21 protein-coding genes are annotated in these 26,872 nt (G+C 56.0%); 15 read left to right on the forward strand and 6 right to left on the reverse strand.

Annotation, left to right across the window (positions count from 1 at the left end; all coding sequences use genetic code 11):
* Nucleotides 1-169: 169 nt before the first annotated feature.
* On the reverse strand, nucleotides 170-3,169 hold the full coding sequence (locus R70331_RS01190; protein WP_042172138.1) for a DEAD/DEAH box helicase: 3,000 nt from the start codon (nucleotides 3,167-3,169) through the stop codon (nucleotides 170-172).
* On the reverse strand, nucleotides 3,166-4,794 hold the full coding sequence (locus R70331_RS01195) for an SWIM zinc finger family protein (RefSeq protein ID WP_042172140.1): 1,629 nt from the start codon (nucleotides 4,792-4,794) through the stop codon (nucleotides 3,166-3,168). The genes R70331_RS01190 and R70331_RS01195 overlap by 4 nt, the downstream gene beginning before the upstream one ends.
* A 234-nt stretch (nucleotides 4,795-5,028) precedes the next feature.
* Between R70331_RS01195 and R70331_RS01200 the strand changes: the two genes are divergently transcribed.
* The 6 genes from R70331_RS01200 (at nucleotide 5,029) to R70331_RS01225 (ending at nucleotide 11,793) form a co-directional block, all read left to right on the forward strand.
* Nucleotides 5,029-7,350, forward strand: a complete 2,322-nt coding sequence (locus R70331_RS01200) for a helix-turn-helix domain-containing protein (RefSeq protein ID WP_042172142.1) — start codon at nucleotides 5,029-5,031, stop codon at nucleotides 7,348-7,350.
* Nucleotides 7,351-7,566: 216 nt separating this feature from the next.
* On the forward strand, nucleotides 7,567-8,496 hold the full coding sequence (locus tag R70331_RS01205; RefSeq protein ID WP_081947811.1) for a tripartite tricarboxylate transporter substrate binding protein: 930 nt from the start codon (nucleotides 7,567-7,569) through the stop codon (nucleotides 8,494-8,496).
* A 53-nt stretch (nucleotides 8,497-8,549) separates the two neighbouring features.
* Nucleotides 8,550-9,554 (forward strand): 2-keto-3-deoxygluconate transporter, encoded by a 1,005-nt coding sequence (gene kdgT / locus R70331_RS01210; RefSeq protein ID WP_042172147.1) that lies wholly within the window; start codon nucleotides 8,550-8,552, stop codon nucleotides 9,552-9,554.
* 176 nt (nucleotides 9,555-9,730) lie between these two features.
* Nucleotides 9,731-10,318, forward strand: a complete 588-nt coding sequence (locus tag R70331_RS01215) for an Ada metal-binding domain-containing protein (protein ID WP_042172149.1) — start codon at nucleotides 9,731-9,733, stop codon at nucleotides 10,316-10,318.
* A complete protein-coding gene (locus R70331_RS32265; protein WP_269322277.1) occupies nucleotides 10,299-10,907 on the forward strand; it encodes a methylated-DNA--[protein]-cysteine S-methyltransferase in 609 nt (202 codons plus the stop codon). Before R70331_RS01215 ends, R70331_RS32265 begins: the two co-directional genes overlap by 20 nt.
* Complete coding sequence (locus R70331_RS01225) at nucleotides 10,888-11,793, forward strand: DNA-3-methyladenine glycosylase family protein (protein ID WP_042172151.1); 906 nt, start codon at nucleotides 10,888-10,890, stop codon at nucleotides 11,791-11,793. Before R70331_RS32265 ends, R70331_RS01225 begins: the two co-directional genes overlap by 20 nt.
* A 94-nt stretch (nucleotides 11,794-11,887) precedes the next feature.
* Here the strand turns inward: R70331_RS01225 and R70331_RS01230 are convergent, their stop codons facing one another.
* A complete protein-coding gene (locus tag R70331_RS01230; protein ID WP_042172153.1) occupies nucleotides 11,888-12,313 on the reverse strand; it encodes a VOC family protein in 426 nt (141 codons plus the stop codon).
* 113 nt (nucleotides 12,314-12,426) lie between these two features.
* On the opposite strand from R70331_RS01230, the gene R70331_RS01235 reads away from it, so the two are divergent.
* Complete coding sequence (locus R70331_RS01235) at nucleotides 12,427-13,428, forward strand: helix-turn-helix transcriptional regulator (RefSeq protein ID WP_042172154.1); 1,002 nt, start codon at nucleotides 12,427-12,429, stop codon at nucleotides 13,426-13,428.
* A 90-nt stretch (nucleotides 13,429-13,518) separates the two neighbouring features.
* On the opposite strand, the gene pdxR is transcribed toward R70331_RS01235, so the two are convergent.
* Nucleotides 13,519-14,958 carry a MocR-like pyridoxine biosynthesis transcription factor PdxR gene (gene pdxR / locus R70331_RS01240; protein WP_331281495.1) on the reverse strand — a complete coding sequence of 480 codons (1,440 nt, stop codon included), beginning with the start codon at nucleotides 14,956-14,958 and terminating at the stop codon, nucleotides 13,519-13,521.
* Nucleotides 14,959-15,058: 100 nt separating this feature from the next.
* Here pdxR and R70331_RS01245 point away from each other — a divergent pair, with 100 nt between their 5' ends.
* The 5 genes from R70331_RS01245 to clpB all read left to right on the forward strand — a co-directional run bounded on the left by R70331_RS01245 (nucleotide 15,059) and on the right by clpB (nucleotide 20,147).
* Nucleotides 15,059-15,613, forward strand: coding sequence for a GNAT family N-acetyltransferase (locus R70331_RS01245; protein ID WP_042172158.1), 555 nt, complete (start codon nucleotides 15,059-15,061; stop codon nucleotides 15,611-15,613).
* A gap of 193 nt (nucleotides 15,614-15,806) precedes the next feature.
* Nucleotides 15,807-16,274 (forward strand): Hsp20/alpha crystallin family protein, encoded by a 468-nt coding sequence (locus R70331_RS01250; RefSeq protein ID WP_042172160.1) that lies wholly within the window; start codon nucleotides 15,807-15,809, stop codon nucleotides 16,272-16,274.
* Between the two features lie 173 nt (nucleotides 16,275-16,447).
* The gene (locus R70331_RS01255; RefSeq protein WP_052418868.1) at nucleotides 16,448-17,182 is read left to right on the forward strand and encodes a DnaJ domain-containing protein; all 735 of its coding nucleotides are present in this window, start codon (nucleotides 16,448-16,450) and stop codon (nucleotides 17,180-17,182) included.
* Nucleotides 17,151-17,435, forward strand: a complete 285-nt coding sequence (locus tag R70331_RS30215; RefSeq protein ID WP_052418869.1) for a DnaJ C-terminal domain-containing protein — start codon at nucleotides 17,151-17,153, stop codon at nucleotides 17,433-17,435. The genes R70331_RS01255 and R70331_RS30215 overlap by 32 nt, the downstream gene beginning before the upstream one ends.
* A 72-nt stretch (nucleotides 17,436-17,507) precedes the next feature.
* Entirely contained in the window at nucleotides 17,508-20,147 is a 2,640-nt protein-coding gene (clpB, locus tag R70331_RS01260) for an ATP-dependent chaperone ClpB (protein WP_042172162.1), read from the forward strand.
* A 388-nt stretch (nucleotides 20,148-20,535) separates the two neighbouring features.
* Here clpB and R70331_RS01265 read toward each other — a convergent pair whose 3' ends face one another.
* Nucleotides 20,536-21,939 (reverse strand): transposase, encoded by a 1,404-nt coding sequence (locus R70331_RS01265; RefSeq protein ID WP_052418870.1) that lies wholly within the window; start codon nucleotides 21,937-21,939, stop codon nucleotides 20,536-20,538.
* Nucleotides 21,940-22,484: 545 nt separating this feature from the next.
* The gene (locus R70331_RS01270) at nucleotides 22,485-24,248 is read right to left on the reverse strand and encodes a glycosyltransferase family 2 protein (protein WP_042172166.1); all 1,764 of its coding nucleotides are present in this window, start codon (nucleotides 24,246-24,248) and stop codon (nucleotides 22,485-22,487) included.
* 223 nt (nucleotides 24,249-24,471) lie between these two features.
* Between R70331_RS01270 and R70331_RS01275 the strand changes: the two genes are divergently transcribed.
* The 3 genes from R70331_RS01275 to R70331_RS01285 all read left to right on the forward strand — a co-directional run bounded on the left by R70331_RS01275 (nucleotide 24,472) and on the right by R70331_RS01285 (nucleotide 26,861).
* Nucleotides 24,472-24,684, forward strand: coding sequence for a hypothetical protein (locus tag R70331_RS01275; protein WP_042172167.1), 213 nt, complete (start codon nucleotides 24,472-24,474; stop codon nucleotides 24,682-24,684).
* Nucleotides 24,681-25,115, forward strand: coding sequence for a peptidylprolyl isomerase (locus R70331_RS01280; protein WP_042172169.1), 435 nt, complete (start codon nucleotides 24,681-24,683; stop codon nucleotides 25,113-25,115). The genes R70331_RS01275 and R70331_RS01280 overlap by 4 nt, the downstream gene beginning before the upstream one ends.
* Before the next feature lie 132 nt (nucleotides 25,116-25,247).
* Nucleotides 25,248-26,861, forward strand: coding sequence for an ABC transporter substrate-binding protein (locus tag R70331_RS01285; protein WP_042172171.1), 1,614 nt, complete (start codon nucleotides 25,248-25,250; stop codon nucleotides 26,859-26,861).
* Nucleotides 26,862-26,872 lie beyond the last annotated feature (11 nt).

The following is a 26,872-nucleotide window of genomic DNA, read 5'->3' on the forward strand; positions in this document are numbered from 1 at the left end:
ACTATTAGTTAGTAAAACGCCACCTAATCTTGTGCTATTAGCCATTATTAAAGAGTTATACCCCAAATAAGGGTAGTTTTTCTACCTAATCCTTAAAAATGATCAGATATGATGAATTGTAGTGGCGAAAATCCAACTAAGTGCAGCTGAACTCCACCTGTGAAAAGAATCAGCCTGCCCATTCCCGCCGCAGCGTGAACAGATCCTTCAGCGCATCATTGTTAAGCTCGGTAATCCAGTTCTCGGAGCCGGAGATGACATCATCGCTGAGCTGCTGCTTGCTCTCCAGCATCTCGTCAATCCGCTCCTCCAGTGTACCAAGCGAGATGAATTTGTGTACCTGAACGTCCTTGGTCTGGCCCATCCGGTAGGCCCGGTCCGTAGCCTGGTTCTCTACAGCCGGATTCCACCAGCGGTCGAAGTGGAACACATGGTTGGCGGCCGTCAGGTTAAGGCCTACGCCGCCTGCCTTGAGCGAGAGAATGAACACATTCGGCTGCTCAGCCGCCTGCGGAGCCCCCTCGGGAGGCGCCGGGGTCTGGAACAGCTCAATCATGCGGTCGCGTGCCTGCTTGGAAGTGCTGCCGTTCAAGTACAGCACGGGTTCCTTCAGCTCCTGGCTGAGCACAGACTGGAGCATCTGGCCCATGCCGACATACTGGGTGAAGATCAGGCAGCGCTCATTCTCTTCGCGCAGCTCACGCACCATTGCGAGCAGCCTTTCCAGCTTGGCTGAGCGCTCAATCAGGGATGCGGCAGCTCCAGCTTCGCTGTCCGGATCAGGCAGCGCCTCCTTCGTCAGCAGCACCGGATGATCGCAGAGCTGCTTGAGGCTGGTCAGTGCTGCAAGGATGGCTCCCTTGCGCTCGATTCCCTCCAGCTTGTTCATCTTCTCCAGCAGCCCGGTTACGTTCTGGTCGTACAGGGCTGCTTGCTCTGCCGTCAGATTGACGTAGGTTTTCATTTCATTCTTGTCCGGAAGATCCAGCTGGATGCTAGGGTCTTTCTTTTTGCGCCGCAGCATGAACGGCTTCACCAGCTTCTGGAGATCGGCTGTCCGCTCGGGATTCCGCTCCTTTTCAATCGCGTTCGCGAACCGGTCCTGGAAGGACTTAGCGCTGCCCAGGTACCCCGGCGTAATGAAATCATAGATTGACCACAGCTCGGACAGCCGGTTCTCAATCGGCGTACCCGTCAGGGCAATCCGGTGCAGCGCCGGGAAGCTGCGTACTGCGGCAGACTGCTTGGTTCCTGCGTTCTTGATGTTCTGCGCTTCATCCAGGCATACTGCAGCCCAGGTGAACTGCTGCAGCAGCTCCTGGTCAAGCGCAGCTGTAGCATACGAAGTCAGGACGACATCCGCCTGCGAGGCTGCGCCGTAGAAATATCCGGCATTCAGCCGCCGGCTGCCGTAATGCAGCATAACGTTCAGAGATGGGGCGAAGCGCTGAAGCTCCTTCTGCCAGTTGCCGAGTACGGAGGTGGGACAGATAATCAGTGCCGGCCAGTCCGGCGGATCAGTCTGCGGCACGGCAGCCTCCGGATCGGCGGCAAGCTCCTTCATGTGCAGCAGATAGGAGATCAGCTGCACGGTTTTGCCTAGACCCATATCATCGGCCAGTACGGCCCCGAGCCCGAAACGGCGCAGGAATGCCAGCCAGGCGAAGCCCTCATGCTGGTAGCTGCGCAGCTCAGCCCGCAGGGCGGCCGGCACGGGCGGGCGCGGCCACTGGGAGCGCTGTCCGAGCTGTCCGATCAGCTGAACCAGCTGCTCGTTCAGCTCCACTTCCAGCCGGACGAGCGCCGCCTGCTGCTCGGCCTCTGCCGCCGCAGCTTCCGCGCCGTCGTCCTCCTCGCCGCTGCCCAGCAGGTGCAGCTGCAGCACATCCTGGAAGGACAGGCCTCGCGACTTGTCCATCCCGGCCATGGCCCGCTGAATCTGGGCCAGCAGGGCGGGGTCAAGCGGAATCCACTTGCCCCGGAACTGCACAAGCCGCTCGCCGCGCGCGACCAGCTCGGCGAACTCCGCCTCCGAGAGGTCGGCGTCGCCGATCGAGATGCGCCAGTCGAAGTCGACCAGCGCATCCAGCCCGAACAGCGACCTGCCGCCCCCGCGGCTGCTTTCGCCGGAGCTGATTCGGGCGCGCAGGCGCGGCTTCCGGCGGCTGGCGGCCTCCCACCACGCCGGCAGCAGCACCTGCCAGCCGGCTTCCAGCAGCAGCCGGCTGTCCTGGTTCAGGAACCGCCACGCGAGCTCATCGCTCAGCGGTTCCCCCAGCACATCGTCCCCATGGCCGATGTGCCCGCCGGGCAGGCTCTCGCGCAGCCGCGAGAGCCACCCGGATGCCCGTTCGCGGACGTATTCCGTCCACGATGCGGGCCACTTGCCGTGCGGCTCACCGCCCTTCGTGAGCCGCAGCGGCACAAGCGCGGATTCGTCGCGCTTGTCCTGCAGAAGGAGCCGGAGCCGCCAGTAAGGCGACTCCTCATCCGGCTCGAGCAGCTGCAGCACCGGCCGGAACGGCGCAGTGTCCGCCTTCCAGCCGATCGACATCAGCCAGCTCTCCTCATCCAGGCCGGGCGCGGCTGCGCCGCCGCTGAACAGCAGCGGGAACTCGCTGCGCAGGTCGCCGGCTTCGGCTTCCGTGCTGTAATAGCGCTGGAAGACCGCTGCCGAGAAGGCGGCGCCCAGACCCGCTGCAAGGCCCGTCCGTCCGGACAGTCCCTGCAGTGCAGCGGCGAGTCCGCTATCTCCTTCGGCCAGCTGCTGCATAGCCTGTTCGTCCCAATGCCACTGCAGCTGGCCTTCGCGATAAGCGGCGAAGTCTGGCATATACCGCTTCTCTGCCAGCAGATCCGAGACGGCCGGAGCCAGCTCGCTCAGCAGGGCGGCATCACCCTGCCAGCTCCAGCCTATATGTCCCAGCAGCTGCTGCTGCGCGAAGAACGGGACAACCTGCTCAGCAGGCAGCACGACCAGATCTACGCCGTCTGCATTCTGCAGAGTCAAGTCGGTTCCGTAGAAGGACTCTTCATGCCAGGCGAACAGGAGCTGCTTCAGCTGGACGCCGGGAACATAGTCATTCCTGTCATCGACGGCATAGATCAGGGCATCGCCGTACTGGGTCAAGGCCAGCTGGACCGTTAGATTACGTATAGATTTGCTCATGGGATCAGCTTTCCTTTCCGCAGCTCTTCCTGCAGTGCGCGCAGCCTGCTGTTCCGGGAGGTGAAGGAGTCCATGAATTCCTCCCAGCGGTCGTCACGCTTAAGTTTTTTATACAGCTTAGCCAGCCGTTTGATCAGCTTGACCGCAGATTTATAGCTGTGCCTGTTTTTCTCCAGCACGAACCGCTCCACAGCCTGATGATAGAACGGCAGCAGCAGCTCAGGTGCATTCTTCTCCAGCGGCTGAAGGTCTGTGACGCGGAAGTCGGCAGGGGTTTTGCCGGAAGCGAGCTGGTAATCCATCCATTCCCGCCACCTGCCGTACTGCAGCAGCAGCTCCTCATAGATCTCACGGGAGAGGGGCAGCATGCCGGACAGTGTATCCCACATGAGCGGCTCACTTTCCGGTAACTGGCGGACAGCATCCATCCAGTAGCGGGCGTAATCACTCAGATTGTATAACCGGCTTGTCAGCAGCGGGCCGATCTCGGCCAGCCAAGCTGTAAGGCGGGTCCAGTGCCCTGCCTGGCTGAGCGGGACAAAGAAGCTCAGCAGCTCATCCGGGTGGACACCGGACCGCTCCGAGGCTTGGCGGAGCTGCTCCCAGGCTGCCTGGTCGTCGCCCAGCAGGAAATACATCCGGCCTTTAGCCAGCAGCAGCGCCTGCCGGGAATGAGCGGCTTTAAGCCCGTTTTTTGTCTGCTGAAGGATCTCCAGCTCCTCCGAAAAAAGCGCATTGCCGTCTGCGCAGGGTACAATCCAGTGCCTCCAGAGCAGATCATAGCAGGCGGAGAGATGCGGCTGGTCCCTTGAACGGTCCCGCGTCTCCTCCAGCATGGCCTGGCGCAGATGGGATACGGTATCCAGCACCCGGGGCCATTCTCCGGGCTCTGTCTCCAGCGGCAGCGGCTGCTGGAGGATCGAGAATATATCAGTCTGCAGCTCAGAAAGGGCAATGGCGGTATAATAGCCGAGCGAGTAACCCAGCGCAGCGCTGGCTGCTCCGGGCAGAACAGGCTGCAGCAGCTTTTCCAGAATGAAGAGGCGGGTATGCAGCCTGAAGAGCCTGTCCGCAGCGGGAGAGAGCTCAGGCTTGGCTTCATCAATGGTACTCAGCGCCCGGCTGGTATACTGGGGATTGCGCACCGTATGATCCAGCGGGGCTGTAAGCAGCTGCATATACTCATGCCACTGGTCTACAGTTGCTTCGGGAATCAGCCCGCTGAGCTTTTTCAGCAGGGCACTGCGGCTTCCTTGATCTGCCGGATCGGCGGAAGCGGCTTTGGGGCGGTTAGCCGTCGCCTTGGCATTCGCAAGGAGCGCCACTGACCGCCCTTGAGCATGTGCATAGTGCATGAGCACTGCAGCCATATGCTTGCAGGGTCCGTCTACGGGACAATCGCAATAGCTGCCGGAGAAATGATCGAGACTGATATAGACGTGGTAGGCCTCTCTGCCTTCAACCAGCGCCCGCATCTTCCGGGGTTCGCTGATTGAGAACGTCTGAATGCGGTTTTGTTTGAAATATTGAAACCCCCGCTTTAGGGTCAAATCATCGAAATAATAGGCCGTATCTGAAATGAGCTTGTCCCATTCGGCCTGGTCCAGCACATAGTTTGGCTGCATCGCAATAAGTCTCCTGTGGGTAAAAAGTTTTGCTCAAAAATAAGAAAAGAGCTGTTCCCTCCATTATAGCATCTATATAAGTGTTGCCTGTTATCTTTCACTTTCATGACAATTTTAAATAAAATTTAAAAAAAGTCTGCCCGATATGACATGCCCCACATTGCCGCAGAGTCATCCATGCTACTCTAAGGGTCTGAAACTCTAGGGAACTGGCGGAAGGATGGAGCTGTAACCATGCTGCGATTTAAAATGAAGTATCTGCTGAACAACAAACAGAACCGGCTGATTCTGTTTCTGACCATAAGCGTCTCGTTATGCATTACACTGATCGGCCTCTTTTCCTACAGGGAGTACCGGCAGGCGCTCGATACGGAGCTGAATACGCCGAATGTCGAGCTGCTTCAGATTAACCTGGATGTGACGAACCGGGCGTTCCGCGAGGCTGACAACAAGGCGGTTGACCTCACCTTTAACCCGGCCGTGCTTGCGTTCCTGTCTGCTGATGCGGACCAGGCGGCGGAAGCGGCGGAACAGCCGCAGAATGTGCTGCAAGCGCTGGTGTCCGAGCCGGACATCCGGGATATAAGCGTCGTAAGCTTCCTGGGCCGGTCCGTCATCTCAAGCCGGTACGGCTACAGGGCTGCCTGGGAGGAAGCGCCGGAGCATGACTGGAGCGGGTGGCTGGAGGAGATTAAAGAAAAGCCGCTTCTGATTAAAAGAAGGCTGTACACCGGTGCGGATGCGGGCCTTGGCAACACGGAGCTGCTCTCGCTGGCCCGGCCGGTGGTCCAGAACGGTGCTGTTACCGGGGCGGTGCTGATCGACCTCGATTACGATACGCTTTTCTCCAAAATGTACACTCATTTGTCCAGCTATCAGTTTGTATATAATCTGGAGGGGGAGCTGATCTATCCGAAGCTCAATCTGCCTTTCCCGCTGGCTGAGATGAAGGACGTTCTCAAGGAGATTGATGTAAGCCCGTTTGCCCATGTGAGGATGGACGGCCAGGCTTATATGGCTAACCAGGCTTTTTCTAATGTCACCGGCTGGCGCCTGGTATCACTGGTTCCGATGGAGCAGCTGCTGAAAAATGTAACAACCGCCCGCAATATGATGCTGATGCTGTCGCTGATCTCGATCGCGGTCGGCTGTTCGGCAATCTATTATTATAATTTCGCCGCCTTCCGTCCGCTCAAGCGGATTAACAAGCTGCTCAGCCCGGAGCAAAAAGGGCAGGCGAACCGCAATCTGTTTGATCTGGAGCCTGTAATCGGCAAGCTGGTCGGTGATTTCCGGAGCAAATCACTGGTTGCTGACTGGAGTCTGCCGGAGCTGCGAGCTAAATTCCTCAGTGATCTGATCGCCCGGAATATGGGCAAGCAGGAGACGGAGACGAAGTGGGAGCATTATTTTGCCGGCTGGCAGCAGGGGCCCTTTGAGGTGCTGATCATTTCCATCGACCGTCATTCAGAATGGGTAGCGGCTTACACAGAAGAAGACCAGCAGCTGCTCAAATATGCGATGAACAATATGGTATCTGAGTTTTACGGCCCGTCCTGGCGGACGGTCACAGCAGCTCCGCGCAAGGACAGTCTGGTTCTGCTGCTGCAGCCGACGGAAGGGCAAGGTCCGTGCAATCTGTATGAGGATACTATGAAGCTAACCGGAATTATCGCTGAGGTGCTGGGTATTTCCGTATCTGTAGGGATGGGTGCGGAGGCGCAGCTGATCGGCCAGGCCGCCCGCTCCTACACCGAGGCGGATATTGCGTTATCCTACCGCCTATACGAGGGATACGGACGGGTTCATCTGTATTCCGGACTTGAGAATAGGCCGGATGAGAGCGGCGGAGCAGCCGATGATGTCTGGAAGCAGGAGGTGCTGCATGCCCTGAAAAGCTCTGATGCCGCTACCGGACACCAGTGGGTGCGCAGATGGGCCGCAGATCTGCGCAAGAAAAAGCTCCAGCCGCAAAAAATAGTCCGTGTGCTGGACGATCTGCTGGAGGAGATTATGAATATTGCCGCCTCTGGAGGCTATACCCTGCCTTCCGAGCTGGCTGACTATACGTGGTACCAGGTGTCTACGCTTGATCTGGCCGATATAGAAGAGCTGCTGTGCAGTATCATCAGCCAGATGGCAAGCGCGCTGGAAGTACACCGGCAGTCCAAGGAATATCTGCTGGTACAGAATCTGATTACTTATATGGAGGACAATCTGCAGCGTAACATCGGTCTGCAGGATATCGCCGCCCATGTCAATCTGGGGGTCTCCTCGGTCAGCACGATTTTTAAGGAGGAAACCGGAACCACCCTGTATGACTATCTGACTAACCTGAGAATAGAAAAAGCCTGCGGGCTGCTGCAGGGCAGCACCCTGAAGGTGGCGGAGATCGCCCAGCTTGTCGGCTACCAGAATGAGAACAGCTTTATCCGTGTCTTCCGCAAGAGCAAGTCGCTTACCCCGGGCAAATTCCGGGAGAACAGCAAATCTTCCAGACAGTATGCAGATCTGCCAAAACCGCATGGTTCCGGGGTTTCTGACGATTCGGAATAAGATAATACGATTGCTGCCCGCCCTCTGAATGCTTTAAAGTTCTATTTGAGAAAACTTTCACAGCCTTGCATGCCGCGGCTGATGCTCATAAGAATTCAGGGGGGGAGCGCAGTAAACAGACTGAAGAAAGAGGGATAACCTTTGAAACGGACAACGAGGATTGCGATAGGATCAGCAGCTGTTCTGATAGCTGTGCTTCTCTTCATTGGAGCCCGGATGGCCGGGTATAAGGACGGAGGCGGCGCCGATGCCGGATTTCCGGCTAAGCCGATTACGCTGATCGTACCGTATGCTGCCGGCGGAGGAACAGATACCACTGCACGGGCACTGGCCAAAGCGGCCGAGAAGGTGCTGGGCCAGCCGGTTATTGTACTGAACCGGACAGGCGGGGGCGGCTCTGTCGGACTAATGGAGGGCGCGAATGCTAAGGCTGACGGGTATACAGTCACTTTTTTACCTGCGGAGCTGACGATTCTGCCGCATCTGGGACTGCTGCCGATAACTTATGAGAAGTTCAAACCGATTGCCCAGACGAATTTTGATCCTTCCGCCATTACCGTAAGAGCCGGGGCGCCATGGCAAACCGTAAATGAATTTCTCGACTTTGCGAAAGCGCATCCAGGGGAAGTGAAGATGGGAAATGCCGGAACGGGGAGCATATGGCATTTGGCTGCCGTAACATTAGAACGGGAAACCGGCGTGAAGTTTGCCCATATCCCCTTTGAAGGTGCAGGACCGGCGGTTTCTGCCTTGATGGACGGCTTTGTCGATGCGGTGCCTGTAAGCCCTGCCGAGGTGAAGAAGGTTGTGGACGAAGGGAAGCTGCGGACGCTGGCAATCAATGCCGATAAGCGTTCAGAGGCGCTGCCTGATGTGCCCACACTGGAGGAACAGACGGGAATCCATGTGAATTTTACCGGTACATGGAGAGGGCTTGCTGTACCGAAGGATACGCCGGATGCCGTTGCGGAGCTGCTGGCAGAGGCCTTTATAAAAGCAACAGAGGACCGCAGCTTCCGTGAAGCAATGGCGGTGAACGGGCTTGGACTGCTGGTGAAGGACGGCAAGGCATTCTCGCGGCAGCTCAAGGAAAGCGATGATTTATTCTCACGGATGATTCCGGAGCTCGGACTGAGCCGTAAGTAACTTGAAAGCGTGCTCAGACCGCAATACAGAAATGAAAGGTATGATGAATAATTATGAAAATTAAAAAGACACTCGATCGAATTCCCGGCGGCATGATGCTGGTACCGCTGTTCCTGGGGGCGATTATCCATACGGCCTTCCCGAACGCAGGCGAATACTTCGGCGGCTTCACCAAAGGGCTTATGACCGGTACTGTGCCAATTCTTGCTGTGTGGTTCTTCTGTATGGGCGCTGCGATTGATGTACGGGCGACCGGAACGGTACTGCGCAAATCGGGAACCCTGGTATTGACCAAAATAGCTGTAGCCTGGGTTATCGCCATCATTGCCATCCAGTTCCTGCCTGAAGGCGGCGTCAAGAACGGCTTCTTCGCCGGCCTGTCCGTGCTTGCTATCATCTCGGCGATGGATATGACCAACGGCGGCTTATATGCTTCCATTATGCAGCAGTACGGCACCAAAGAAGAATCCGGTGCATTCGTGCTGATGTCACTGGAATCCGGCCCGCTCGTAACCATGCTAATCCTCGGCAGTACCGGTGTAGCCGTATTTGAACCACATGTATTCGTAGGTGCTGTGCTTCCGTTCCTGGTCGGCTTCCTGCTGGGCAACCTTGACCATGACCTGCGTGCTTATTTCGGAAAAGCAACACAGACCCTCATTCCGTTCTTCGGCTTCGCGCTGGGCAGCTCGATTGACCTTGGCGTCATCCTGGATACAGGTCTGCTGGGTATTCTGCTCGGTCTTACTGTTATTGTGATTACAGGTATTCCGCTGATTCTGGCTGATAAATATATTGGCGGCGGCAACGGCACCGCCGGTCTGGCTGCATCCAGTACTGCCGGAGCAGCTGTAGCGAACCCGATGCTGGTGGCTAACCTGAAGCCGGAGTTTCTGCCTGCGGCTGAGACAGCAACAGCACTTGTAGCCGCCTCCGTTATTGTGACCTCCATTCTGGTTCCGATTATTACGGCGTATTACTCCGATTATATGAAAAAGAAGAGACCGCCGGTGGCAGAGGGGCCTAATGATCTGTCAGTACCCAAAGCTACTGTTTAAAAAATTCATATAACAACAGTAATTATATATTATATAAAATAATATTAACCCTCCATGAGCTGGACAATCGAGCTGTGGAGGGTTCTTTTTGCACTGTCGTAATCTTGCTCTCCTGTTCCTGAAATCTGCATAAGCCGGGAGCAATCGTTTATACTGGCGGTATGAGGTGATGTTAGATGGAACAGACGTTGTTTGAGCGTATTTATGCTTCAGTGGTCAGCCGCGAGCCGACCTATGACGGCGTTTATTATACCGCTGTGCTGACGACCCGTATCGTCTGCCGCCCGTCCTGCCGGGCGAGAACGCCCAAAGCGGAGAATGTGGAGTTTTACCCTTCTTTGGAAAAAGCGGTCAGGGCGGGCTTCCGCCCGTGCAAGCGGTGCCGGCCCGAGGAAGGCGGTGCGCTCCGCCCGGATGCAGTGCTCGCCGCCCGGGCGGATGCTGTTATGGCGGCCCGGCTCGCAGAGAAGCTGACGCTGGCGAAGCTGGCTGAGGCGCTTACGGTCAGCCCGTTTCATCTGCAGCGCACGTACAAGCAGGTAACCGGCCGCTCGCCTGCCGTGAAGCTGGATCAGCTGCGGTCAGACAAAGCGTGTGAGCTGCTGGCCCATACAGATACGCCTATCGCTGAGATCGGCAGGACGGCAGGCTTTCCGGGCGCATCGCATTTTGCCGCCTGGTTCGCGCGCAAGAACAGCCTTTCACCAACAGAGTACCGTAATCAATCTAAGGGAGGGACTGCCGATGAGCAGGCACGCGAATAAACCGGGAATGCCCGGGAACCGGAAGAATACTGCTACGCAGCCTGTGATAATCTATCACCACACCGTAAGTCTCGGGGGCAGAGCATGGACACTATGGGCGAGCGCCAAGGGATTGGTCCGTGTATCGTATGAACAGGATCAGGGACAGCTTCCGGCAGGCTGGCTGAACCTCCATGCCCCGGCTGCCCGGGTGGAGGAGAATGCAGATGTTTTTGCGGAGATGGGTGTTATCAGTCTGCTTGAGCGCTATTTCGCGGGCGAAGCTGTCAGCTTCAGCAGTCTGCCGCTAGATCTGTGGGGAACCGCCTTTCAGCAGGAGGTCTGGAATGGGCTGCTGCAGATTCCTCATGGAAGCCTTGCTACCTATAAGGAGCTGGCTGTGCAGATCGGCCGCCCGCTTGCGGTCCGCGCAGTCGGTGCGGCTAACGGGCAGAACCCGGTTCCGGTTATTGTGCCGTGCCACCGGGTCATCGGGGCGAACGGCACCCTGACCGGCTACCGGGGCGGGCTGAAGCTGAAGCAGGAGCTGCTGGCGCTTGAGGGAATAACACATGTGGGGGCGAAGGGTCATGAACGATTTGCTTTTTGAGCTGCCGCTGCCGGATTATTTTGACTTGAATGCCTGTCTGGCCTATATGAACCGTTCGCCGCTGGAATGTCTGTTCCGGCCGGATAGCGAGGGGGTAAACCGGCTGTTTATTGTGGAGGGAGAGCCGTGTCTGGTCCGGCTAACAACGGCGGCGGAACAGCCTCCGCGTCTGCAGGCAAACCTGCTGAGCGGGGCTGTTCATGGAGCGGAGGCCACAGCAGGGCTGGTCCGCTATATTGTGGAATGGTTCGACCTGGACCGCGATCTGGCTCCGTTCTACCGGATCGCGGATGAAGATCCCTTGCTGCAGCCGCTGGCTGTGAGCGAACGCGGCCTGCGGATTATCGGCATTCCCGATCTGTTCGAAGCGCTGTGCTGGGCTATTCTCGGCCAGCAGGTCAATCTGGCCTTTGCTTACAGGCTCAAGCAGCGGCTAACTGCTGAATATGGGGCTTCACTTGAATATGAAGGGCACACGTATTATCATTTTCCCGGCTCGGAGGTGTTCCTGACCGTGACCCAGGAAGAGCTGTGCAGCCTGCAGCTGACCCGGAATAAAGCGCGGACGGTGCTGGAGGTCGCTGCCCTTATCGCCGGAGGCGGCCTAAGCCGGGAGGAATTGCTGTCCCTGCCTTCGCCGGGGGAAGCGGAGGCGCGCCTGCTGAAGCTCCGGGGAATCGGCCCCTGGACCTCGCAGTATGTACGGATGCGCTGCCTGCGTGACACCACTGCCTATCCGGTAGGCGATGTAGGGCTGCAAAATGCGGTCAAATTCCTGACCGGCATGGACCGCAAGCCTACTCCTGCCGAGCTGCTTGAGCTGGCGCTTCCCTGGAAGGGCTGGGAAGCCTACGCCACCTTTTATTTGTGGCGGGCGCTTTACTGAACAACTGTCCGCTCATCTCTTGCTAAAAAGCATGCTGAATTTGCAGAAAAGGCCCGTACAGCTGCAGGGCAGCTGACGGGCCTTACGAGAGAGATTACTGCTGCCGCTTAGTAAATATCTGGAAAGTAACGCCGAACTTATCGGTCACCATGCCATAGGCAGGGCTGAAATAAGCAGGTCCCAGCTCAATATCAACCGTTCCGCCCTCCTTCAGTACGTTATACAGCTGCCCGGACGTATCCGCGTCACTGGTAGAGATACAGAGATTCAGCCCGTTGCCGGTCTGCCTTGTCTGCCCCGGCTCCAGATCGGCTACGAACATTGTAGTCTCTCCGATGCGGAGTACGGAATGGGCAATGCGTGCCTTTTCCTCATCGGACAGCGGATTCCCGGCTTCAAGCGGACCCTCGCCTACCGTCTGCATAAACATCAGATTTGCGCCAAGACTCTCCTGATAGAATGAGATGGCTTCACGTGCTGTTCCTTCAAGCAGAATAAACGGATTTACTTCTATAGTCATTAACAATCGCTCCTTCGGCGGTGGATTTGCCCGTTCATCCGGGCTATACTCTTATTGTAGACTGCAATAGTGACAACTATTGTCATAAATAAAAAAGTAATGGAGACAACACTATGTCCAAATCCAAACGGCTGCTGGAGCTGATGATGACAGTAAACCGCAAGCGGAAGTTTACGGTCAGGGAGCTGGCCGATGAATTCGGCGTGTCCGCCCGGACGATTCTCAGGGATCTTCAGGAGCTGAGTGAGCTCGGTGTTCCGCTGTATTCGCAGGTAGGACCGCACGGCGGCTATCAGGTGCTGAAGGAACGGATTTTGCCGCCGATTGCTTTTACTGAGGAGGAGGCAGTGGCGATTTTTTTTGCCAGCCATGCCCTGCGCCACTATGAATATCTCCCCTTTAAGGAAGAGTCGGTATCTGCACTGCATAAATTCTATAATTATATGCCTGGAGATGTGCGGGATAAGATTGATGACTTGAAGAACCGGATTGATTTCGTAATTCCGGCGCGTGAGGCAGAGTTCCCTTATTTGTCCATACTGCTGGAAGCAGCCGTGGAGCAAAAGGTACTGCTGATCGGCTATGAATCGCAGGGTGAGCACAGGCTGCGTCCAGTCCAGCCGGTCGGCATTTATGCCGCAGGCGGGCTGTGGTATTGTCCGGCCTATTGTTTTCTGCGCGGCGGTCTGCGGGTCTTCCGCTGTGACCGGATTGATTCTGTAACCGAGGATGCTTCCGGCCTTACGCCGCTTGATCTTCGCCGGGTGCACCTGGGAAACAGGCATACATTTGAGGCAGAGGGAATGGCGGAAGGGCAGCAGGAAGGGGACGGGCTGAAGCCGGAACCGGGACAAGACGGGAACCGGCTCAGGCTGCGCGTGGAACTGACCGTTAAGGGAGTTCAGGCCTGTGAGGGGGAAATGTGGTCATCCTCCCTGCTTCATGTAGACTCTGACGGCACCGGCAGGCTGGAGGGGACAGTTCCGGAGCGTGACTTGCGTTACTTCGCCGGATTCCTTATCGGCATCGGCCATGAGGCGACCGTTCAGGAGCCGGCTGAGCTGGTCAAGGAGCTGAGGGCTGTGCTTGAAGAGCTGCTGGAGAAATACAGCTGAAGTCCTGCCGCAGAGCAGAAGAGAGTATCTTTGGACAGCGAGCGCGGAATATACCGCATATTCCGCACGGACAAGCTAGGAGCGGAAGCCTTAATCCTTCAGCCATACCTCTGCCAGCAGCCGGATGCCCGCACGGATTCGATCTCCGGGGATTGCCCCGAATCCGAGAATGAACTCCGGCGTATGGGGCTCCCTCTGCTCCCACCACGTATAAGAGGCCGGGGTGACACGGATTCCGGCTAATGCAGCTGTGTCTGCCAGCAGACGTGCGTTTCCGCTGCTGTGTAGCCTTACCAGGAGATGAAAGCCGGCACCCTGGCCGCGGACTGTTGCCTGTTCTCCGAAGTACAGCTGCACGGCTTGCAGCAGAGAGTCGTGTTTCTTCTGGTAGTGCAGCCGCATCCGCCGCAAATGTCTGGCGAAATGGCCCCGCTCCAGAAAATAATGCAGTGCAATCTGGTTCAGCCTGGAAGCGGAGTGCTCCAGGTACAGCTCCCTTGCGAGGCTGCGGTATACCGGAAGCAGACTCACCGGCAGCACCATGTAGTGTACACAGAGGGCAGGGGCGACAGACTGGGCGAAGCTGCCCATATAGACCACCGGACTGTTCTCCGTGAGTCCCTGCAGGGAGGGAACCGGCCTGCCGTGATAGCGGAATTCGCCGTCATAATCATCCTCAATGATATAACTGCCTGCAGATACGGCCCAGTCCAGCAAGGCGTGGCGCTTGGCTATGGGCATAATCATTCCGCACGGAAACTGGTGGGACGGAGAGATGTATACGGCGCTTGCTCCGCTGCTGCGCAGCTTCTCTACATTTAGCCCGTCCTCCTCCAGGGGAACAGGAATAATCTCATAGCCGCTTCTGCGGAATGCGGACGGCAGCAGATGATATCCAGGGTCTTCAATGGCAAGCTGCCGGGTTCCCGGGGGCAGAATGTGACAGAGCAGCGAGGAGAGCTGATGCTGATCGCCGCCGATAACGACCTGCTCCGGCATGCAGCGCAGCCCGCGGAACTGCCGGAGGTGGGCGGCAATGCTGCCGCGCAGGGCCGGTTCGCCCTGAGGATCGCCGTATTGCAGCAGATCGGGATTAGCGAGCTGCTCCTGAAAGAGGCTGCGCCAGATTTTGTAGGGGAACAGTGAGAAATCATTTTTGGAGATATGAAAATCATAAGCGTACTGCTGCGGGTCACGGGGTGTAATCGGCAGAACGGCTTGAGTCAGCTGCAATCCCTGGCGTTCAGCCGGTCCGCCAGCAGCTTCTGCCCCGCTGAACGCATGCATCGGCTGGACTATATATCCGCTGCGCGGCCGGCTGGTGACAAACCCCTCGGAGACCAGCTGCTGGTAGGCCAGCTCAACGGGAGTGGCGCTGATACTCAGCTGCGCCGCCAGGCTGCGGATGGAGGGGAGGCGGGTGCCGGCAGGCAGAACGCCGCCAAGAATCTCTTTTTTGAAATAGTCATACAGCTGTATGTAGTACGGGAGCTTCCGGTCATCGCTCAGCATCGGGTTTATCAGCATCATGTTCTCCCATCTGTCCTTTGGAATTTGCTTGTTTTGTATATTTTATAAGATACAGATTGGCATTACCATAGAGTTATCAATAGAGACAGGGGATGGCATTATGAGCAGGCATTCAGGTTTATTAACAGGGGAACGCGTATATCTGCGCCCGCTGAACGGGGAGGACGCCGGGCTGTATTACCATATGTTCTTTGGGGCGGAGACACGCCGGCTGACCGGAACACAGAAGCATATTACAAAGGAGCAGATTACCGGCTATATCGACCGCAAGGCGGGTGATGACAGCAGTGTGCTGCTGCTGATTGCTCTAATAGAGAACGATGAGGTTATCGGCGACATTGCAATACAGGATATGGACCGGGGCAACCGTACCGCCAACCTGCGTCTGGCTATCGGTGAAGAGCGGCATCAGAATCAGGGCTACGGGCGGGAAGCGCTGCTGCTGATGCTCGATTACGGCTTTGGCATTCTCAATCTGCACAGAATCGAGCTGGAGGTCTACACCTATAACAGCCGTGCTGAGCATGTCTATGAGAGTGTCGGCTTTGTGCGGGAGGGTGTGCGTCGGCAGACGCTTTTTTATAACCATGAGTACCATGATGTTGTAATGATGAGCATGCTGGAGCATGAGTACCGGGAGCGATATTTAAAATAAAGGTCAGAATAGGTCAAAAAAATTGAGCGGCTAAATAAACAGCCGAAAACCATGCCGAAATGCCGGAATTTAACGGTTTTTCGGCTTTTTCGGGTTTTGATCCTGCGGTGCAGCATGATTATAATAAAGCCATAAGAAAGGTCAATCAAGGTCAAAGTGGAATTAAAAAAAGTCAATGAGAGGAGAATGGAAGATGTTTGATTTGGTCCCTTTTGGAAAACGCAGAGATGATGTTTTTGGTGCAATGGCAAAGTCGTTACATGATGTATTTAATGATGAGTTTTTTGGCCAGGTGACCGGCAGCGCCCTGTCTTTCCGGACAGATATCCGCGAGAGTGAGCAGGCTTATCTGATTGAGGCTGAACTGCCGGGCTTCAGCAAGGACGATATCGACATTGATTATGCCAGCCCTTACTTGACGATCAAAGCAGTGCGCAAGGAAGAAAAGAGCGGGGAGAACAGCCAGCAGCAGGTTGTGCGCCGGGAGCGCCGTTATGGCGAATATGTCCGCCGTTTCTATGTGCAGGATATTAACGGGGATGACATCCGGGCCTCGCTCAAGGACGGACTGCTGATGCTAGAGGTGCCAAAACGGCAGAAAGCCGCCGGAAAGCGGATTGAAATTCAGGACCACGGCAACTCCGGACCGCAGCTTCAGTAAGCTGTTAAGCCGGGCGGAGAGCTGAAGCAGTCCGGGGCGGCTCCGCCGGGCTTTTTATATAGCAGTCTATACAAAGGCGCATTGTAGTGGGTTTACCGGCTATGATGCGTCTTTTATGAATAGCATAGATAGTGTGAAATGGTATGCAGAGTCTCTGAAAGGAGAGGATTCTCATGGCGGGCCAAAATTACTACGATGCGCTCGGGGTAAGCAGGCAGGCAAGCAGACAGGAAATCAAAAAAGCTTACCAGAAGCTTGCGAAGCAGTGGCATCCCGATGTGAATAAAGCCCCGGAGGCGGAGACCCGGTTCAAGGAAGCTGCGGAAGCCTACGAGGTGCTGGGCAATGAAGAGAAGCGGGCGGCATACGATGAGGAGCTGCGCTACGGGGCTGCCGGCTTCGGCTCCGCCGGCGGCTGGCGTGCAGACGGTCCGACAACGGGCCGGCAGGCCGGCTGGGATTCGGCATTCGGTGAAGACCGAGGCAGTGCTTATTCCGCTCCCGGCAGCGGGTTCGGTGAAGACGACCTGTTCGGGATGTTTTTTGGGAGCCGGGGAGCGGAGGGCCGGCCCGGCTTTGATTTTTTTGGCAGCAGCAGCGGCTTCGGCGGAGGGCCTAGTATGATGCAGGCCCAGCTGGAAATCACACTGGAGCAGGCATATAAGGGCGGCAATGTAAGCGTAAAGGCCGGCGGGCGGGAGGTAGCGGTCAGCATTCCGCCGCGCTCAGCGGAGGGAACCGTGATCCGGGTGCCGGGTGCGGCCGGCCAGAGTGAGGAGCTGCTGATCGTCTTGCAGCTTGCGCCGCATAATATTTACGGGGTTGAAGACGGGGATCTGCACGGCACGGTTGAAATTGCGCCATGGCAGGCGGTGCTTGGCGGCGAAGCCAGGGTACCGCCTGCCTGACGGCAGCAGCATTAAGCTGAAGATCCCGGCCGGAACGGCAGGCGGCCGCACGCTGCGCATTCCGGGCAAGGGACTGAAGCGCCGGAACGGCATCAATGGAGATATCCTGTTCCGGCTTGAGATTGTAATTCCCGAGGTAACGGGCGAAGCGGAAAAGGCGCTCTACCGCAGGCTGGCTGATACAAGCAGCTATCAGGCAGGAATAAGGTGCGGAAGCGGCGGAAAACAGCGGCAGAAGGCGGCTATGGGCTAAGCAGGCTGGTTAATAATAAGGAAAGACAATAACAGATGATGAAATAGATCTCACAAAAGGTGATGAATGCATATGGATTTCAACAAGTTAACGCAGAAGCTGCAGGAAGCGGTTGCTGCGGCACAATCGCTGGCGGCGGCTGCCGGGCATCAGGAGATCGACAATCTCCATTTGCTTAAGGCGCTGCTCCAGCAGCAGGAGGGCCTGCTGCCAAGACTGCTGCAGAAGCTGAATCTTCCGGCGGCTGAGCTGCTGCGCGGGACCGAAGAGCTGCTGCAGCGGAAGCCGAGTGTCAGCGGTTCAGGCGCCGGCACCATGCGGCGATATGCGTCGGCCTCCTTAATTGAAGTGCTGGATCAGGCCGAGAAGGAGGCGGCTGCGATGCACGACGAATTCGTAGCCGTGGAGCACGCCGTGCTGGCGATGGTGTCGGATACCGGCAGCGGCAACCGGGAGCTGCGCAGCCTGTTTACCAGCCGCGGAATTACACGTGACAAGCTGCTGGGCGTGCTGTCTGAGATCCGCGGCCATCAGCGGGTGACCAGCCGGGAGCCTGAGGCCACCTATGAGGTGCTGGAGAAGTACGGCCGTGATCTGGTCGCTGAGGTGCGGGCCGGTAAAATCGACCCGGTCATTGGACGCGACGGGGAAATCCGCCGGGTGATTCGCATCCTCTCCCGTAAGACGAAGAACAACCCGGTACTGATCGGGGAGCCGGGGGTCGGAAAGACGGCAATCGTTGAGGGCCTGGCCCACCGGATTGTCCGCCGGGATGTCCCTGAGGGGCTGAAGGACAAAACGATCTTTTCGCTGGATATGAGTGCTCTGGTAGCCGGTGCGAAATACCGCGGAGAGTTCGAGGAGCGGCTGCAGGCGGTGCTGAGGGAAATCCGTGAGAGCAACGGCCGGATTATTCTGTTCATTGACGAGCTGCATACCATTGTCGGTGCGGGTAAAACCGAAGGTGCGATGGACGCCGGCAATATGCTGAAGCCGATGCTGGCCCGCGGCGAGCTGCACTGTATCGGTGCAACCACGCTGGATGAGTACCGCAAATATATTGAGAAGGACCCGGCCCTGGAACGCCGCTTCCAGCAGGTCCTGGTCAGTGAGCCGGATGTGGAGGATACAATCTCCATTCTGCGTGGGCTGAAGGAACGGTTCGAGGTGCATCATGGAGTCAAAATCCATGACAGCGCCCTCGTCGCTGCCGGTGTGCTGTCAGACCGCTATATCACGGACCGCTTCCTGCCGGATAAGGCAATTGATCTGGTGGATGAAGCCTGTGCGATGATCCGTACCGAAATCGACTCGATGCCCGGCGAGATGGATGAGGTAACCCGCCGCCTGATGCAGATGGAGATTGAAGAAGCGGCGCTCAAGAAGGAAACCGATGATGCCAGCGCCCGCCGGCTGGAGAATCTGCAGCGGGAGCTGGCCGATCTTAAGGAGAAGCATCTCACCATGACCGCCCGCTGGGAGAAGGAGAAGTCGGCCATCCAGGGCATCCGTGAGCTGAAGAAAAAGCTGGAGCAGGCCCGCAAGGATCTCGTTGACGCCCAGGAGGTCTATGACCTGAACAAGTCTGCTGAGCTCAGCTACGGCATTATTCCGGAGCTGGAAAAGCAGGTGAGGGCGGCTGAGGAAGCCGCGCAGCAGGATCAGGAGACCCGGCTGCTGCGGGAAGCCGTGACTGAGGAGGAGATCGCCGATATTGTGTCGCGCTGGACCGGTATTCCGGTCAGCAGGCTTGTCGAAGGCGAGCGGGATAAGCTGCTGCGGCTTGAGGAGACGCTGCATGAGCGGGTTGTCGGCCAGGAAGAGGCCGTGTCCCTGGTAGCGGATGCCGTGCTGCGCGCCCGGGCCGGGATTAAGGACCCGAACCGTCCGATCGGCTCGTTCCTGTTCCTCGGTCCGACCGGGGTCGGCAAGACCGAGCTGGCCAAGGCGCTGGCGGTCTCGCTGTTCGACCGGGAGGACGGCATGATCCGTATCGACATGTCGGAATACATGGAGAAGCACAGCGTCTCCCGTCTTGTCGGTGCGCCTCCGGGCTACGTTGGTTATGAGGAGGGCGGCCAGCTCACCGAGGCGGTCCGGCGCCAGCCTTATACGGTCGTACTGCTCGATGAGGTCGAGAAGGCCCATCCCGATGTGTTCAACATTCTGCTGCAGCTGCTAGATGACGGGCGGCTGACCGATTCACAGGGCCGGGTTGTCAACTTCAAGAATACGATCATCATCATGACCTCAAATATCGGCTCGCCGCATCTAATCCAGGGAACGGATGACAATGGTGATCTGACCCAGGCCGTTAAGGACCGTGTAATGAAGGAGCTGAGCGGCCATTTCCGTCCGGAGTTCCTTAACCGGGTGGACGACATTGTCATGTTCAAACCGCTGACGATGGCGGAGATCGGACAGATCGTTGTCAAGCTGGCCGACGGTCTGCGCCTGCGGCTGGCCGAACGGGGCATCGGGCTAACACTTAGCGATGCGGCAGTCGGCTTCATCGCGAAGGAGGGCTTCGACCCGGTCTATGGGGCGAGACCGCTCAAGCGGTTCATCCAACGCAGTCTGGAGACGCCGGTCGCACGGGCGCTGATCGCCGGCGAAGCGGAGGAAGGCTCGGTCCTGGCTGTTGACGAAGTAGACGGCAAGCTGTGTGTGGCTATCCGTCAGCCTGAGCCAGCTGCATCAGGCAAGGTCTGAGCGGGTGGCTTGTGGCCGGCCGGAGATAGCAGAGGGTGTGTGGCTGCCCAGCTGGAGAAAGCAGCGGTTGTATATGGCTATCCGGCTGGAGATAGTGGGGAATGTGTGCGGCTGTCCGGCTGGAGTGCCGCCGCAGGCAGCAGTTCTTCTGTAGCAAGAAGATTCCGGCCTTCCGGAAGTATCCATGAGGAATAGCTGCACTTTGTACAATTAAACAGGCTGGAAATCCTGCTTTTTCGGAAATAGCTGCATTTCGTGCAGCTATTTCTGGAGTTTTCAGCCCAAAAAGCCCGTTGTCGAACTTTTAATTGCACAAACGAGACAATTTCATAATTCAGTTTGCTGGAAAGCAAGACTGGGCCAAAATCTGAGTTTGTTTTTAAAAAAATCAGGCCACTTGTTGGGAGTTTCTTAACTGCTTGTTCAACTTGTCTAGCGCAAACTTACTCAAATTGTAGGCCAATGTGCTGAGCTGGAAATCGACACTTGCCCGGACGCCGCGGTGACGCGTGCGTTTCATCCCAAAATACTCTTTGAGATAGGCAAAAACACGTTCTACAGCCGTTCGTTTCTTGTACAGTTGCGTAAAGCTCTCGCTTCCTCTTGCTGGGTTGGCATGCTTACGCAAATCGGTTTGGATTCGGATTTTAAACACTTTTTGGCAGCCGGATTCGGAAAACGGACAGTCTTTGCACTGGTTAGGCTTGGTGTAACGCAGCGTTTCGTACTTAGCATCGAAACTGTCGTAACGGTAGGCGTGTCCCTGTGAGCACACAGGGGTGTAGTCCTGGTTCATCCCCTCAGGCGGTTTTTTGTGGTGAATCATTTTAATAATAGGAAAAGCGCCTAAGGAATGAATCAACCGGTAAATGGCCGAACTGTCATACCCTTTGTCGCCCAAGACATGCTTCACCTTCAGCCCAGGAAACTTCAGGTGTAGCCCCTTTAGGAGCAGGACGGCCATCCGCTGGTCATTCAGATTCGCCGAACTAAAGACACCGCTTAGCACATACTGAGAATCCGCATCCACCAGTACGTTTGCCTTAAATCCGTAGTAACTGGTGAGTCTGCCCTTTGTATTTTTCTTGTCAAAGCGTGCAGCGTGCCGGGGGATCGTGCTCAGGAGCTCGTTATAGGTGTAAGATAGCATCGCTTCAATCGTTTTCTCAAAGGGCGCTAAGGTCTCTTCATAAGCGTCCCGTTCCAGACGCCGGCGCTCTTTTTCTTCCGCAGAAGCCCGCCCACGTCGGTAGACTGGTTTTTTAAGCGGTTCGTTCGCTGGCTGAGGCTCTGGCTCGGCATTCTCGAACTCCAGTTGCTGGATTTCTGGAGCTTTGCTTGGTTTTTTGGCACGGCGGGCCGCTCGGCATTTCGACGCAGATTCACTGAATTGGCAATCCCAAGCCTCCACAATGGAGGAGTCAACGGCAAGGTGCGTGCCCGTAGTAAAGCCCTCTTCCATGGCAGACAGCACCAAGGTATCCTGCAGTTGCTCAAGCATTCCCGTTTGCTCAAGCGCAGAAATCAGACGGGAGTATGAAGCCAGGCTCGGAATAGGGTTCGAGCCGGTAAATCGGCACTGCGCCCGAAATTCCTCGCTATGCTTAAGGCGCCTAACCAAGGAAGAAACAAACTCAATGCCCTCCATTTTTGAGATGAGCAGCGAGTAGATCATGGCAGGGAGGTTTAGCTCCTGTGGCCGCCCACGGTGGTTCTTTTTCCGGAGGACGTGCAGGACCGGAGCCAGGTTTAAGTGATCAAAGATTTGGCTGTATTTATCTTCCGGGCGCATTTGGAGCAATTCCTCGAAGGAAAACAGCTCTTCTTGTCGAATAGAATAGATAGGGATTACCTCTTTTCTTCTCGGGTGTTGGTTTCGTCGCCTATAACTTCGAGAACTTGGGGAGGTACTCCTTTTTCTATGCTCAAAAAAACCAGGTATAGCAAGGGTTTTGAATTATGAAATTGTCTCCAAACTGCAATTAAAGGACGCTGCGGGCTTGTTTTGGTTAGGAATAGTTGCACAGAGTGCAGTTAAACTGGGAGGCTGACCAGTGGCTGACCAGTGGCTGGGCCGTACAAGCTATAAGTTGCACTTTATTGTAATAAGACGCGCTAAGCTGCTTAATGAGCCAGCTATCCTAAACGGACGGCTACCTTACATGACGGAAGTTAGTCTGCAGAACGATATTCCGCCTTCAGAGCTCTAATGTTAAATTTCTTTAATGCCCTATGGGGAACAGCCTAATTCTGTTGTGTGAAATATATCAGAATGCTGTTACAGCTGGTTTATGGTTTAATCTGTTGCGCAAAAATACAATCTGCCGGCCTGCAATCTCATTCTACCCAGGGAACCAGCTTGGGCTGCTGGTCGAGGATGGACTGATACTGCTCCTTCCAGCCGTATTGGCCTTCAGGGTCCAGCAGCATGTAGCGCAGGTATTTATCAAGCCGGTATTCCGGCTTGGACCAGCCCAGATGCTTGAGGCGCAGATTGCTGAGCTGGTGCGGCAGCTCAAAGCTGTTCTCCGGAAGCCGCCCGCAATGCTGCGGCGAGTTGTTCCAGACGTAGTTGAACTCCTTCCGGTAGCGCAGCAGGAACGGCCGGTAGCTCTGGTGGGAGCGCCAATATTTATCGTCACGGTAATGGTTGTCATCCCAGAAATCATACAGACGGAAGCAGAAGAGGTCGCAGCCCTCCTCCTGCAGCAGAAGGCCGATGTCCCGGGCGAACCGTGCTTCAAACACCTCATCGGCGTCAAGGCTTAAGATCCACTCAGGGTTCGTTGCGGTAACTTCCTCCCATTGCTGCATGCGCAGCTCGGCTTCATTGCCGAATTTGGAGATGTCATTGCGCACCAGGCGAAGCGGGATGCCCTGCAATACCTCACGGCAAATGTCTGCCGTATTGTCGGTGCTGCCGTCATCAATAATAACGGCCTCATCAATGTATTTGCGGTGTTCCTGCAGAACCTGCCGGAGGAAGCGCCCGCCCTCGTTTTTGACAACCATTGTAAGCGTGAGCTTGGGCCGCCCGTCCGCCGCTGTCCGCTCCGGCCTTACGCTTGCGACAAGCTCACCGCCGTACCCGTCCCGGTTCACGCCCGCCGTATTCTCTGCCGTCTGATCCGAATCCCGGCCCGGAGCTGCTGTATCCGCCGTTCCATGCAGACCACGGTCTGCAGCTGCATTAGCAGCAGTATCGGACTCCTCCGCACTTGCCCTGGCCTGGATTAGATCAGCCAGCCCGCTCTCACCAGCCGCACTGCCCACGTCCGCTGCCGGCTCCGCAGTCGTCAGCCGGACGTAATCCGCAACCTTCTCCAGGTCGCTGTCACGGTACAGATGCAGCGCCGGGTAATGGGTATCGACATACAGTGCGATGCCGAGGGCGGCAGCCCGGATACAGAAATGGCGGTCCTCGCCCCAGTAGGAGATGTTGCGGATCATGTCGTAGCTGACACCTGCGCAGATCGCCCGCCGGCTGATCAGGGTGCAGGCCCCGAGGCCGCCGACCTCATAGATACCCGGCAGCTGCAGCTTGGCCAGAAAAGCGTGGAACCGGCGGTTAATCTCCTCCTGGCCGGGCTTTTCCCCGGGCATGAGCTCCCACTGGTTATACTCGTCATGCATCCAGACCTGCGGCTGCAGCATCGTTCCCGGCTGCCACTGGGTCCAGAACACCTCCGAGATGATATCCTTTTGCGTGCCGATCAGATGCAGCAGGGTGTCAGGATGGAGAATCAGATCGGAATCAATCAGGAACAGATGATCATAGCCGAAGGCCTCGGCCCGCCGGATCATCAGATTTTTGAACCCGGCTACCTTCCAGACCAGATCGGAGTTCCAGTAATGGGTGGTGTCATTACGGATATAGGCATCACTGAAGCCAGAGGATTGCAGGAACACTTCACTGCCGCCCGGGGCGAACCTTTGCAGCAGCAGAGTAGAGGCAGAATCCTCATTGTCATCAATAAAATAAAAATCCAGCACGATTCCGTCACGCCGCAGTCGCAAAAGCGAGTTCAGAAAAGGCTCCAGAATCTGCGGTTTTTGATGAATCGGGCTGCCGAGCAGCACCCGGATCTTCGTCTCACTCATAGCCTGACACTCCTGTGCAGGGTCACCATAATTGTACATCCCCTCATATATGCAAATAGATGATATGAATTATATGTATTCAATATATTGAGAGAAGTACTAGACTAATCCTGATTTTTTGCAGCATTCAGGAAATTTATGGGTTGGTGCTTTGAGAGGGGCTGTTGTACAATACCGCATAAGCAGATGCAAGCCTTACATAAGAGTGAGAGGAGTGGGGGAAATGGAGCAGTCACCCCTGAAGGTGGAGCAGCTGATTAAGCTGCTGCTGGCGATGAATCCGCGCGCCGAGGTGTTCTGGCATGATGAGGAGGGGCAGTACAGGGCGCTTTTGGATCAGGACATAGAGGAGATTTACGCACCGGAAAAAGCGGCCAAGACGATTGTCCGGTTCGGCAGTCCCCATAATCCGCAGTCAGCGGAGGATACTGTATGAAGCGGGCGGCTATTACCCTGGAAAAAGGGCAGGTTATTGAGCTGGAGCTTTATGAGCAGGATGCTCCGGGTACAGTTGCCAATTTTGAAAAGCTGGCGAACAGCGGCTTTTATAACGGCCTCACCTTTCAGCGGGTGGTCCGTAATTTCGTAGCCCAGGGCGGATGCCCGGAGGGTACGGGACGCGGCGGTACGGAGAAAATCCCCTGTGAAACGCAGAATAATCCGCACAAGCATGTACGGGGGGCGCTTTCGATGGCGCATTTCGGGCCGAATACGGGCAGCTGCCAGTTTTTTATCTGTTATGATACCTTTGATTATCTGGATCCGTGGCATACCGTGTTCGGCGGTGTAACGGCCGGCATGGAGCATGTGGACACGCTCAGACGCGGGGATGTTATAAGGGAGATCCGCGTGTGGGAGAGTGCCTGAAGGCGGTATACCGTGGGCTTTTGATTTAATTTACATTTATGATAAAAATCAATCATTGTAATTCCGAGTATTCCGATATATAATTCAAAAACAGAAAGTGATATTGCTCACACACATGGAGGAGAGAGAGACATGAAAAGAGGGTTATCTGGAATTGCCGTTTTAATGCTGTTAACATTTTTGATTAGCGCATGCTCCGGCGGAAACAACGCGGCATCGACCAATACAAATGCGACACCGGCGGCTACTGAAGCAGCTGCCAGCACTGAACCGAAAGATGGAGGCAGCCTGATTATCGGGGTAGCTTCCGATCCGCAGGTGCTTAATCCGAACTATGCAGGCGACCGTGTCAGCCTGACTATTGACCAGGCACTCTACGCGCCGCTGTTCCAGGTGAACAATGGTGAGAAAACCTTTTACCTGGCGGAAAGCCTGACCCCTTCTGAAGACAACCTGACTTATACACTGAAGCTGAAGGATGGCCTGACCTGGCATGACGGCGAAAAGCTGACTGCAGATGATGTGGTGTTCACGATCGCCAGCATTCTGGATGAGAAGCAGAACAGCTTCCTGCGCGCCAACTTCCTGATCAACGACCAGCCCATCACAGCTACCAAGGTGGACGATCTGACTGTTGAGTTCAAGCTTCCGCAGGTCAGCCCGGCGTTTGAAGCCACACTGGTGCAGGTATCCCCGATTCCGAAGCATATCTTTGAGAATGAAGCCGACATCGAGAAGAGCACGAAGAATGCTGCTCCTGTAGGCTCCGGTCCATTCAAATTCAAAGAGTATAAGGCAGGCGAATACCTGACGGTGGAGCGTTTTGACAACTACTTCGGCGGAAAGCCGCATCTGGATTCCGTAACGTACCGTATTGCCAAGGATGCCAACGCGGCTAACCTGGCCCTGCAGAACGGCGAGATCAATGTACAATACCTTGATCCTAAGGATGTAGCGACGATCCAGGCCACTAACAATTTCGAAATTCTGCCTTACAGTGAAGGACGTCTGGCTTATCTGATGTTCAATGCGAACAGCGATACCGGCGCTCTTGCCAAAAAAGAAGTCCGTCAGGCGCTGTCCCTGGCCCTCAGCCGCGATGAGCTGATCCAGACCGCGTACACCTCCAGTGAATATGCAGACCCGGCCAAGTCGTTCCTGACTCCGGACGCCCTGTATTTCACCAATGACGTACCCACCTTCGACAATGATGCTGCAAAAGCGAAAGAATTGCTGGCCGCTGCCGGTGAAAGCAATTTAAAGCTGAGATATATCGTTCAGAGCGGTAATAAGGCTCAGGAGGCCATCTCCCTGTACGTTCAGCAAAAGCTGAAGGGAATCGGCGTTGAGGTTGAGCTGCAGAATATGGATTCCTCCGCATGGGTACAGAAGTTCATCGACCTGAAGGCTACTGACTATGAGCTGGCATTGACCGGTTATATCATGGGATATGATCCGGATGCCTACCGCATTCTGTTCACTACCGATGCTTCTTCCAACTACTCGCATTACTCTAATGCTGAAGTTGATAAGCTGCTGAACGAAGGCGCCGGCGAAGCGGACACAACAAAACGCGGCGAAATCTACAAGCAGATTCAGGAAACCATTGCTGAAGATGCACCGATCTATCCGATCGCTTATACTAAGACTGTTGTGGCTGTATCCAAGAACTACGGCGGTATCGACGAGGCTGTCCTGAAGCCGGTCGTTATTTTCGAAGACCTGTCCAAGATCTATCAGAAATAAGTACGGTCCAA

This window comes from Paenibacillus sp. FSL R7-0331 (genome assembly GCF_000758645.1).
GTDB lineage: Bacteria > Bacillota > Bacilli > Paenibacillales > Paenibacillaceae > Paenibacillus_AQ > Paenibacillus_AQ camerounensis.